This window comes from Wolbachia endosymbiont (group B) of Sphaerophoria taeniata (assembly GCF_947179355.1).
GTDB lineage: Bacteria > Pseudomonadota > Alphaproteobacteria > Rickettsiales > Anaplasmataceae > Wolbachia.
In genome coordinates this window covers 1-10,965 of the sequence record NZ_CAMXAW010000001.1, presented here as the reverse complement: position 1 = coordinate 10,965, position 10,965 = coordinate 1, and the positions used below count along the sequence as shown (strand labels likewise).

Here is a 10,965-nt window from a genome sequence, read left to right as displayed (position 1 = left end):
CCCTTATTAATTTAAATTAAACACCCTTACGAATGATGATTCCTCGGGCTTCAAGTTGCTGTATTGCTGCAGCTTTTTGCTCTTCAGTGATATTTGCTGGCCATACAACTGCATGATCTGCTAGCATTGCTATGCGAGTAATAATTACTCCTTTCATATCAGAATCTTTGCTATTTATATCATTTGTAATTACTCCTATTGCTGTTTGTGTACCATCTGTTCCAGTGGGACTCAGTACTCTAATAAAACCATCATCTGTCTTTTTGGCAACTACTGCGCCAAGCTTGATATTTTGACCTTTGGCAACAGTTATTTGATCTCGTGAATATAAATTTGATGCTTCATATTTTAGAAGATCACCAAGGTTATTTTGTTCTGTTATACTACTCATTTTGCTTTTCTCCTTTTGTTATATATTTTAAATGCCTACGACTTTTCGCTACCTGCATCATCAACTCTTCTCCTGAATTCTGTGGTATTGCACTCAGTATCTCTGTCTTTTTCGTTTGCTCTGCAAGTAATTCCATTAAAACCTCCCTTGCTTGCTCAACACTTACGCCCTGCTCAATAAATTCTCCTATTTTCTCTGGCATTCGTGATAAGTTACATAAACGTATTAATTCAACAACTTCAGTACGATACTTAGTTAAATTATTAGTTTCTTCTTTGAGGTCAGTTATAGTTTGTTCGTTCATAGTAATACTCCTGTTTTTATTAATAGATTTTAACTCTGAAAAAATTGTAATTCCGTCCGCAAGACCAGTATCCACAGCGTTCTTGCCAAAGTATAGCCCTGCTTCCGTTGATTTGATTGCTTCTATAGAAAGATTTCGATTACGTGCTATTAGCTGGACAAACATCTCATATAAACGATCTATTTCCTCTCTCAAACTTTCTAAACCTTCAGAGTTAATAGGCTTATGCGGATTTAAATCATTCTTTCGGCTACCAGCAAAGATTGTGGTATACTTAATACCTTGCTTTTCATCAAACCCACTTTGATCTATATGACTTGCTATTACTCCTATGCTTCCTACTCCTGAAGTTCTACTCACAAATACCTTTTCAGCGCTAGAAGCTATAGCGTACGCTGCAGAATATGCATCATCATTTGCTATCGCTATTATCCTCTTTTTTCCCCTTGCACTGTAAATAAAATCAGCAAGGTCAAACACTCCATTGACCTCTCCTCCAGGACTGTCTATATCCAACAGGATTGTTTCTATATCACTATCTTCTATTGCTTGTGTAATTTGTGCTTCTATTTGATTATAGGAAGTCATTCCAAAAATATCATCAAAAGTTTCTGACTTTTTTGTCAAGATTCCATGTATCGGTATTATTCCTCTTTCACTATTTCTTACTGCATGTTTTATATTTTTAAAGATAGGCTGCTTTCCTGTTTGTAGTGACAGTAATTCAAAACTCCTTGGTTCTACCATTACACATCTGTTTAGCCATATTGTTTGTTGTTTCATATCACCTCTTGATTGGCCGTAACGTCAGAATCAAAACTTAAGCCCAGTTCACTTGCACGTCTTTGATCTTCAGCAATTTCCTGCTCAATTTCTTCTACATCGTAACCCATTTCTGACACTACTTCTGATCGACTCTTAAATCCATTCCTTACTGCCATCTGTTGTGCTTGCTGATCTTTGAGCGGATCCACCCAATCAAATCCCTGTGGTATCCATTTCACATCTTTAAATATTTGATTATCTGTTGTAGAAAGCTCTCCAGATAAAGTGGCAAGTTCTAGCCATCTATCCCATACAGGACGGCAAAACTGAAATACCATTATGTTATGCTGTAACATTGTACATCTCCTACGAAACTCTATTAATCCTGCTCTGATTGATGAATAATTAACGCCACTTAGATCCCCAGTTAGTTGCTCATATGTTATTCCTGTACCTATTGCTATTGCTCTCAGCTGCTGTCTCATGAATGCTTCATAACTTCCTCCAACATCCGATGGTTCTGAAAATTTTATATCTTCTCCTGGGTCTAAAAGCTGCATTGTTCCAGGCTCTAAACCAGATAGTGCTACTCCTTGCTCATTACTTTCACCTTCTCCTAAAATATTTGCTTCTGGATCGAGTCTCGTAATAAATCCTGCAAACATCGCCGCTGTCTTTTTTCTCACTAGCTCTGCATCATCGTATTGATCAAGCTCATAGAGCTTTAGCAGTATATTAGAAAGCCATGGCTCTCCCCTAATTTGCCCAGGTCTTAGTGGTCTATAGATATGTAAAACATCGTTTGCTGGTACTCTTACTGATTCTCCAAACGTACTTTCACCAGGGTGTTCTTTAAATAGGTAGTATGCTTCCCTTTGCCCAAGTCTATTGAACTCAATCCCGTTTCTTATTACATTACCATTTGCTAAAGTTTGATTTGTTTTATTATCTAAGTGTTCAGATTCAAGCACTTGTAATTGCAACGGTACACACAGACCATCTCCAGGTTTTCTTGTTCTTAACCGTATGAAACATTCCCCGCCTTCTATCATGCTCCTACAAACCAGTGCTTGCAGTCCATAAAAATCATTTACTCCACTACTGTCTGCTTCATCTGTCCATCTCAGCCATAACTCTTGCACTCTTTTCCGAAACTCTGGATCTTTAGCTTTTGATTGCGGTTTTATTCCTGTTCCAATCGAGTTACTTACTATTGTATCAATGATATTTGCTGCATATGGATTTTTTCTTACCATATCACGAGAGCGGCTACGCAAGTGCTCAAGGCTTTGAGAGAGTAAATTATTTATGCTTCCCGTTTCTCCTTGCCAATACATTACCCTTCTTCCTGAGCCAGATGCATCCCAGGCTGAGCTTTTGATTTTTGGCTTGCTAAATAGTTGTTTGAATGATTTTAGTAACATTACAAAACTCCCTTGTTAGTAGCAAAAATAATTTTCCTCTTCGGCTTCATTCCAACAATCTTTAGTTCAGCCTTAATACGTTGTCTTAAGCTTAGTAAATCATTTATATCTACTTCTGCATATCTCACCACATGGTCACCATATGCAATTGATACCACTCGCTCTCCGTTTTGCAGCTTCTTTATCGCTTCTTCAATTTGAACTAAATACTCTTCGTTATACATTTACTACTTGCTTCTAAGAAACTTCCCCTATCAGCTCATCTTTTTTTATCAGGATATAACCAAATTCATTGGCTTTTTTACCCAGATTCTTTACTACTCTTTCCTTATATAACTTTTCATAATAATCCATTCCTTTTTCTACATATTCTTGTCCACATTTCAGCATTTGATAAAAAATACATGCTAATTTTCTTGCTGTAGCAGTTATTGCTTTTGGTGCTCCCAATCGATTTTTCAATCTTCTACAGTACGCACCTAATGCACTTTTACTGTGCAACATAGAATAACCAGCAAGTCGAAAAGCATTTGCAGCACGGTTAATTACTTTACGAGTTCCACTTCTAATCACTCTTTCTCCTGTAATCCTATTAAATGGACATAATCCCAACCAAGAAGTAAAATGTTTTTCTGATGGCCATTTATTAGCATTAAGACCAACTTCTGAGAGGATGGTCTGTATATTTGATGTATTAAGCCCTGGAACTTTGGTGAAATCCATGCCAGTTATTCGATACAATTCTTCGTGTGCAGCAAAGTTTGGTTTGTTTCCTGCAGACCTCTTTACTTTACTGCATTGCTTATTTTCATTTGATCTTGTTTCAAGTGTTTTATAATAGTTTTCCATACTTTTATCACATTCTTTTATTTGCTCTTGAAAAAAAGTATATGCTTCGTATTCTTGCTTTAATGTAAACAAATGCTCTTCTCTATAGTTACCTGTTAGTGCTTTTGCTATGGTTGATCTGTCATTTTTTATTCGTCTATCACTCAATTCAGCCAATCTATTAGAGTTTCTTTCACCCGCAATTATTGCTTTAATGATTCGCATACCAGTTACACCTGTAATATCACTAATAACCTTGTGTAATTGAATGTTCATTTGAATTAATGCTTTTTGCATACGTTGAGTGTGTACAGCTGCACTTTTTATCAGGTTGTCATGTTGTCTATTATAACCACGTAGTACACAAATTTGGTTATCAGGCCTAAATGATCCTTGAAGTAACCCATAGCTATGTAATTGCTGTAACCACTGGCAATCTTGAACGTCTGATTTTCTTCCAGGTACATTTTTTACATGTCGTGCATTTACCAGTTTAACTTCGAATCCATATGATTCAAGTATTTGAAACAAAGGAATCCAATATACTCCTGTTGATTCCATGGCTATCGTTCTAACTTCACACTTTTTCAACCACTTTGCTAGGTTATGAAGATCTACTGTAAAGCACCCAAATTTTTGAACGCGTTGTTTATCTCTCCCTTCTGGTACGCATGCATAATGTACAGATGAACCAATATCAATCCCTGCTGCATTAGGATTCACTACTTCTAATTTACTTTTTGCTTTTGCCATATAAAATCCCTTATATATACCTTATAATGAAGAAGTGCTTTAGCTTGGGGCGGTTATATTACACAATCTTCTAAACGAGGTAGCTAAGAAGCTCCATCAATGGTTTGACCGTCCCTTCCAAAATCATACTGATCCACGGGCATTTATTGCACCATTGCGAACTCGATTATAACTGCAGAAGCACTTCTTCATAAAATTATATCCAAAAATTACTGCAATGTGCATTAGGACGTTTCTTTCTGGTTTAACAGATTTTGTCTGTTCCGGTGCTGATCCACTTACTTTTCACTATTTTCTTTGATTTTTTACTTTCTGGTTTTTCACTTAAACTATTCCATTTACTCTCTGGCCATCTGTCTACTCCCAGTGCTATTGATGCTGCTCTTGCGTAAATTCGGCAATCTAATACTTCATTTCTTTCTCTTACTTTTTGCCACTCTTGTTTGGTGTATCCTTTTACTACTTTGCTGACTAATTGCTCTGCCGTTAGCTGCTTAAAATATTCAGGTGCATACTCCGGAAAATGACAATATCCTGCTGGCACTTTCTCTTCTTCTTTCAAAATATTAAGTAATTGAAAAAGCTCTGACTTTAATATCGATACTCCTACTGGCCATAGCTTTATTCCTCTTTTTAGCTTTTGACCACCAACTGTTATATCTACTCTACTTGGGCTGCTAAGTGGTACTAGGGCTTTATTTACACCTTTCACTGCCATTACTCTTCCAGATCCTTGATGACCTCTTACCCAGTTGTATACTTCTTGTGTTGCATATCCTGCATCAACTGCCATCATGCTTATCATGTACTCAAGCCCATTTTCACCAATAAAATGATGATTTAAGAGCTCAGAGAGTTTTCCCCATACTTCTCCACCCCCAGTATCTCCTTCAAATACTCGGTAGTCTATTGACCAACTTTCACGGCTTTTTCCCCAGGCTACAACTTCTACTTCTAAGCGGTCTTTTTGGACATCAACACCTGCAGTAAGTACCACTTCTCCTTTTGGTACTGTGCCTATGGGAAAAAATTCTCTTCTGTTAAATAATTGCTTCCAGTCTGGTACTTCTCCTTTATCTACCCAAGTTTCTCCTAAAGTGGTATTTATCCAAACTTTTAGTAATTGTTCACTTTCTTTTGCATGGAGAAAGTCCTCTACTGCTTGTTGCCAACTATACCAGCCAACTGGACTATAAAGACTTGAAAGATGAAATCCTTTTTTCTCACCTTTTACTCTATTAGTAGGTCTCCATTCTCCACGGTCTAGCATCTCTGTCTTTTGATGATTTTCTATCTTTTCACCACATTCTATACATATATAGTGTGCTGTATTTGGATTTTTATCTTCCCATTTTATTTGTGACCATTTTAATATTTGGTAATAATTACAATACGGACAGGGAACAAAAAAGTACTGCTTATCTGTTGCTTCAAATTCTTTCTCAATTCTGCTTATTCCATGAATCGTTGGTGTTGATACTAAAAAAATCTTTCGCCGTGCAAATGTATTAGTACGGGCTATGCTGAGTAAAACTGGATCTCCTTCACCTCCTGAATCTCCTGGATAAGCATCTATTTCATCAAGAAAGAGGTATTTTACTGGCATAGACCTGAGACCCACACTACTGTTTGCTCCGGTTATTACTACTATTCCACCTGGAAATTCCTTACTTTGTACAGTATTTCCTGAATCTCTTGACCTTGGGTCTTTTACTTTACTTTTTAAACATGGTGTACTCTCTATTAACGGCGCAAATCTTCCTTTTGACCAACTTTTTCCCATTTCAACTGTTGGCTGTACTACCAGCATTGGACCTGGTGTTTGATCGATGATATAGCCTATCCAATTGTTACCAGCTTCTGTTCCCCCAATCTGCGCTCCCTTCATGAATACTACTTTTTCAGCCTGTGAAGAAGGAGATAGTGAATCCATGATTTCTTTTAAATAAGGAGTTCTTTCCGTTCTCCATTTTCCTGGCTCTGATGCTGCAGTTGCTGCTAAAACTCGATACTCATTCGCCCACTCTGATACTTTAAGCTCTGGATCTGGTTTTAAACCTTCAGAAAAAGATGTGGCGTATATCATTGTCTGCATCTACTCATAATTGGTTCTATCTCAATATTGTTAACAGTAGAGTTTATTCCTCCACACTCCTCCAATTCCATAAACATCTTTTTCTGAAATTCGTTTTCTATATATCTTTTGCTCATCTCACTTACCATTATTGCTATAACAAGCGCAAATACCCCTGTTATTGTTGCAAAAATGATTGCACTGCTTATTGTTGCTGCTGTTAAACCTATATATGCTGCCATTGCTACTGCGCTAACTGTAATACAGATGCAGATAATATTATTATGTTTTTTCATCCTTTTATCTGCTATTTCTCTCTGTGCTATATATTTATTATGAAGGGTTGGAAAATTGATAACGGTATCTCTGCAGAGCAATGCACCATTTTTTTCAGTAAATAAAACTTTAAGTAACTCCAAATTATTTGATTTGATTGCTAAGTGCAAAACAGGTGTATAATTTGCTCCTTTTTTCAGTAGTAATTTTACTACATGTAAATGTCCTTTTTCTGCAGCAAGGTAAATTGGTGATAGACTTTTATTGTTTGAAATATCAATATCGATTTCTTCTTTTAAGATAGACTCTACAAGCTCAATTTCTCCTCTTTGTGCAGCTAAATGTAGTAGACTATTCTTTTCAGAACCGTATTTATTACTCATCAAAGCCTTCTTTATCTCAGGTTTAGCGTAATCAAATGGTGTCTTACCATTATCATCCCTGATTAAAGGATCTATATCCTCTCGAGTTAGTAAAACCTCTATTGTTTTAAGTCTTTCAGCGTAATGTAGTGGCGTTTTATTTTCGTAGTCTTGCAAATTGACTTGAGCATTAGGCTCCCTTATTAAGCATTTCAGAATATCAAGACATAAGTCTCTTTCATCGTAATTAGTATTACTTACAGCTATATGAACAGGTGACAATTTCATCGAGTTTTGTCCTACACGTGCGCTATTTACATCTGCTCCTAGCTCCAGTAATAACTTTACTATCTCCAATTTTTTGTTGTTAACTGCATAGTGCATCGGTGTCTGATTTCGTGCATCAAAAACCTCGATTTCAGCATTTCCTTCTCTTATCAAAATCTTTACAACTTCTGCATGTCCTATGCCTGCTGCTAGATGTAATGGAGTATGGTGCAAAGCATTTCGTACATTAACGTCAATACCTTTTCCTATCAAATATCTAACTGCATTAACTTCACCTATCATTGCAGCTAAATGAAGTAAGCTATCTTGTTCTGACCCGTACTTGTTATTAATTAGCGCTTGTAATATTTCTGCTTTTTTCCCTTCTTTGGCGTAATCAAGAGATGTTTTACCATCATTATCTTCTACAAAAGGATTAATGTTCTTCTTCGTGAGTAACAAGTCCACCATGCTTAATTCGTCAAATTCTATAGCGCAGTGTAGTGGGGTTTTTCCGTTTAACCCTCTGACATTAACATCTAATCCAGGTTGATTGATTAAACACTTTATTAACTCTAAACTTAAGTTATCAGCCATTTTGTATTCAAAATCTTTTTATATTTAAAATTTAGCGTTAGATAATTCTTCAAGTGAGCTTGTAATCTCTTCAGTTAGCGCCATATGAATCTTTTCAGTGTCGCTCAGTGATGCAAGCAGTGCTGAAACTCTATTTGGAATATTAAGCAAATTATTACGAACAACTCTTGCTACGTTAAATGCTTCAGTTTTTACCTCTTCAATTGACACAAATTTGCCTATTTCAGCTTTCACTTTAGCTTCCAAAAGTTTACCACGTTCGGTTTCATTTTTTATTCGCGTTTTTAGCAATATCGTTGAAAGTGTTTCTCCGCGCTCTTTTCTCCTCAGTGGTTGACTTGGATCTCTTATTGCTGCTACCGCTTCATTTGCTTGTTCTCGGTCAATAAGTCCATCTTCCAGCTCAACTATTCCTTTTTTTACTAAAGAACAGACATATTGCCTCGAAAACCCTTTTTCCCTTGCCCATTCTGCTTGCGTAATTCTCACCTTTTTTTCTCCTTTTTAGCACTGCTCAGCTATAATTTCGTAAGTAGTTAACATTTGAAATATATCTAACGCTAAAGAAGGCCCGAGGTTGGGACCACCAAACCCTCCATTCTGGCCGAAAGGACCCACTTTTTATGATATTTTTAATACACTAAAATCTTTACTAAAATTCATAACATAGAACATTAAAGCTAAAGAATCCGCTTCATTATCATCTGTTGGACAAAAACCCTTTTCCTGTACTGCCTCAATGACATCAGCTTTACTTGCATTGCCTTTGCCTGTTATAAAGCGTTTGATAATTTTCACAGATACACCTTTGTATGGCACATGATGTTCTTCACACCAAGCAGAAAGGTGTGCTAAAAATCCTCCATAGATATGTGCAGCATCAGTTCCTAAGTGTCTTCTCACTTCTTCAAAGTACACAACTTCAATACCTGGAAATTTATACTTAAGTTCATTAGTAGGGTCGAGAACTGGCGCGCCTCTTTAGGGCTTGGTGGCTGATCCATTATTTTCATGTTGGGCCTCAATCCAAAATTCCCATGTTTACGTTTCCAGCTCCCGCCTCGTCAAACGCAGCATGCAGTTTTCCCGCACTACGCTTTCCTAGCAGATTCTTACCAAAGTTTATAACATCTTGTACTGGGGCTGCTTTCGGAACGTAATATCTTAATCTATAGTCTTTATATAGACCTAGTGTTTCGTATATCCATTCGCTACTCCACCTCTCCCAGCCAAATCCTTTTGCTTTTCTAGCTTTCATTAATTTGCGTCTTACTTTCTTCTCTACCCATAGTTTCACGTAGTTAAAGTTTCGACCTGAGTTTCCTATCCTAAAGTAGTTTGTCCACCCTCTCAGTATTGGATTAATGATATTTATCACTTTCCATATTGGTTGCGATTTGTGGTCGCGAAATACCTCCTTCAATTTTTGAAGTAAGTTTGTCCGCGCTTTCATCTGTGGTGTTGTTTGTACCCTCCACTTTCCTTGTTTTGTGATCTTCTCTCGAAAATCAAATCCTAGAAAGCTGAATGTCTCTCTTTCCTTTAGGTTAATTACTTTTGTCTTTTCTTTATTTACTTCTACCTTTAGTTTTGCTAATTCTTCTTGTACTCTTCTATACACTAATTTTTCTAGCCATTCCCATCTCTGGTGCCCATCTATCAGTATCACTAAATCGTCTGCCCATCTGGCGTATTCTATATGTCGATATTTTCCCTCTTTTGTCACCTCTTTTGCCTTCTCTAGCATTTTATCTACCTCATTTAGGTATATATTGCTTATTAGTGGTGAAAGTGGTGATCCTTGCGCTATTCCTCGTTTCCCTCCTACTTTGAGGATTAGCTTGATCAAGTGCATGATTTCTTTATCATTTACTCTTTTGGAAATCTTTTCCATAAGAATATGGTGTCGCACATTGTCGAAGTAGGATTTCAGATCTATGTCAATAACTTTTGTATTGCCTTTGATTGCTGCTTTCGATACTTTATCAATTGCTTCATGCGCTTTTCTCCTAGGTCTATATCCATATGATCCGTCCTGAAAGTCAGATTCAAATATTGGTTCAAGTATTAGCTTCAGTGCTGTTTGCACTATTCTGTCCCGGATGCAGGGTATGTTCAACGTTCTGAGTTTTCCCCCAACTTTTGGTATTTCCTTCCTCCGGTTCCTATTTGGGCTATAGGTTTTGGTTATTAGTTCGTGTCTTATTTGTTGAAGATACTTTTCTAAGCCTTCTGCCTCTATCGATTCAAATGTCACCCCGTCTATTCCTGGTGCCCCTTTGCTCTTCTTTGTCAGCTTATATGCTTCTTCTAGTGTCTCCATCTTGCAGACGTGAACATAGATTCCCCAGAATCGCCATTCCGGTTCTGTTTTCGCTTTGGTATATATCTTTCTTCTCAGGTCTTGTAATTTTATTGGCATTTTTATCATTTTTACCTTTACCTTCCTTTTTGTTAAAAGATTTCTACTAGTAGGGTGCCTTTGCTCCATGAGAGTTACCTCACTTCTTTACTACTACGCACCCATCCGCCACCCTCTCATCTTCGGTTCTTTTCCTGTTTTCCAGTTATAGAACCTACCACTCCAAGGTATTTCTCCTTGGGATGAGGAGGGCTTCTCCAGTTGCTTTGTATGTCCTCATTACCATGCTATCACTACCACCCCGCTGAAGTAGAACAATTGTATCAGTCGTTTTTCAACTGCCTATTCTGCTTTCGCCCATTGACCGCTGGCTCAGCCTTCAGTTCTTATCGTTTTCGAGGCCACCTATATGTTTGCTTTCGCTACGGCCTGGTAATTCGCCATTATCCTATGATAACGTTGTCGGTAGGCTTCAACATTTTGCTTTCCCTCCACATTGCTACCCTAGCTACAGGACTTCGACTTTTATCCTGGTGGGTCTACCTCCCACTGAACATACTTG

Annotated in this window: 9 protein-coding genes and 1 pseudogene; all 10 read right to left on the bottom strand. The window is 37.3% G+C overall.

The features are described from left to right. Window positions 1-16 precede the first annotated feature (16 nt). The 10 genes and pseudogenes from ONG75_RS00050 to ltrA all read right to left on the bottom strand — a co-directional run bounded on the left by ONG75_RS00050 (window position 17) and on the right by ltrA (window position 10,532). Window positions 17-391: a head decoration protein gene (locus ONG75_RS00050; protein ID WP_264375426.1), complete on the bottom strand. Its 375-nt coding sequence runs from the start codon at window positions 389-391 to the stop codon at window positions 17-19. After that, window positions 384-1,478: a S49 family peptidase gene (locus ONG75_RS00045; RefSeq protein WP_264375425.1), complete on the bottom strand. Its 1,095-nt coding sequence runs from the start codon at window positions 1,476-1,478 to the stop codon at window positions 384-386. Before ONG75_RS00045 ends, ONG75_RS00050 begins: the two co-directional genes overlap by 8 nt. Then, window positions 1,475-2,884, bottom strand: coding sequence for a phage portal protein (locus ONG75_RS00040; protein ID WP_264375424.1), 1,410 nt, complete (start codon window positions 2,882-2,884; stop codon window positions 1,475-1,477). Before ONG75_RS00040 ends, ONG75_RS00045 begins: the two co-directional genes overlap by 4 nt. Beyond that, window positions 2,884-3,108 (bottom strand): gpW family head-tail joining protein, encoded by a 225-nt coding sequence (locus tag ONG75_RS00035; protein ID WP_187297528.1) that lies wholly within the window; start codon window positions 3,106-3,108, stop codon window positions 2,884-2,886. Before ONG75_RS00035 ends, ONG75_RS00040 begins: the two co-directional genes overlap by 1 nt. 13 nt (window positions 3,109-3,121) lie before the next feature. Continuing rightward, window positions 3,122-4,465, bottom strand: coding sequence for an IS110 family RNA-guided transposase (locus tag ONG75_RS00030; RefSeq protein ID WP_264375423.1), 1,344 nt, complete (start codon window positions 4,463-4,465; stop codon window positions 3,122-3,124). 244 nt (window positions 4,466-4,709) lie between these two features. Further along, the gene (locus tag ONG75_RS00025) at window positions 4,710-6,551 is read right to left on the bottom strand and encodes a phage terminase large subunit family protein (RefSeq protein ID WP_264375422.1); all 1,842 of its coding nucleotides are present in this window, start codon (window positions 6,549-6,551) and stop codon (window positions 4,710-4,712) included. Then, window positions 6,548-8,041: an ankyrin repeat domain-containing protein gene (locus ONG75_RS00020; RefSeq protein WP_264375421.1), complete on the bottom strand. Its 1,494-nt coding sequence runs from the start codon at window positions 8,039-8,041 to the stop codon at window positions 6,548-6,550. Before ONG75_RS00020 ends, ONG75_RS00025 begins: the two co-directional genes overlap by 4 nt. Before the next feature lie 24 nt (window positions 8,042-8,065). Then, complete coding sequence (locus ONG75_RS00015; protein WP_264375420.1) at window positions 8,066-8,530, bottom strand: hypothetical protein; 465 nt, start codon at window positions 8,528-8,530, stop codon at window positions 8,066-8,068. 132 nt (window positions 8,531-8,662) lie between these two features. Next, window positions 8,663-8,977: pseudogene (locus tag ONG75_RS00010) on the bottom strand (Holliday junction resolvase); the annotation flags it as partial. An 85-nt stretch (window positions 8,978-9,062) separates the two neighbouring features. Then, the gene (gene ltrA, locus ONG75_RS00005; RefSeq protein WP_264375419.1) at window positions 9,063-10,532 is read right to left on the bottom strand and encodes a group II intron reverse transcriptase/maturase; all 1,470 of its coding nucleotides are present in this window, start codon (window positions 10,530-10,532) and stop codon (window positions 9,063-9,065) included. Window positions 10,533-10,965: the final 433 nt, after the last annotated feature.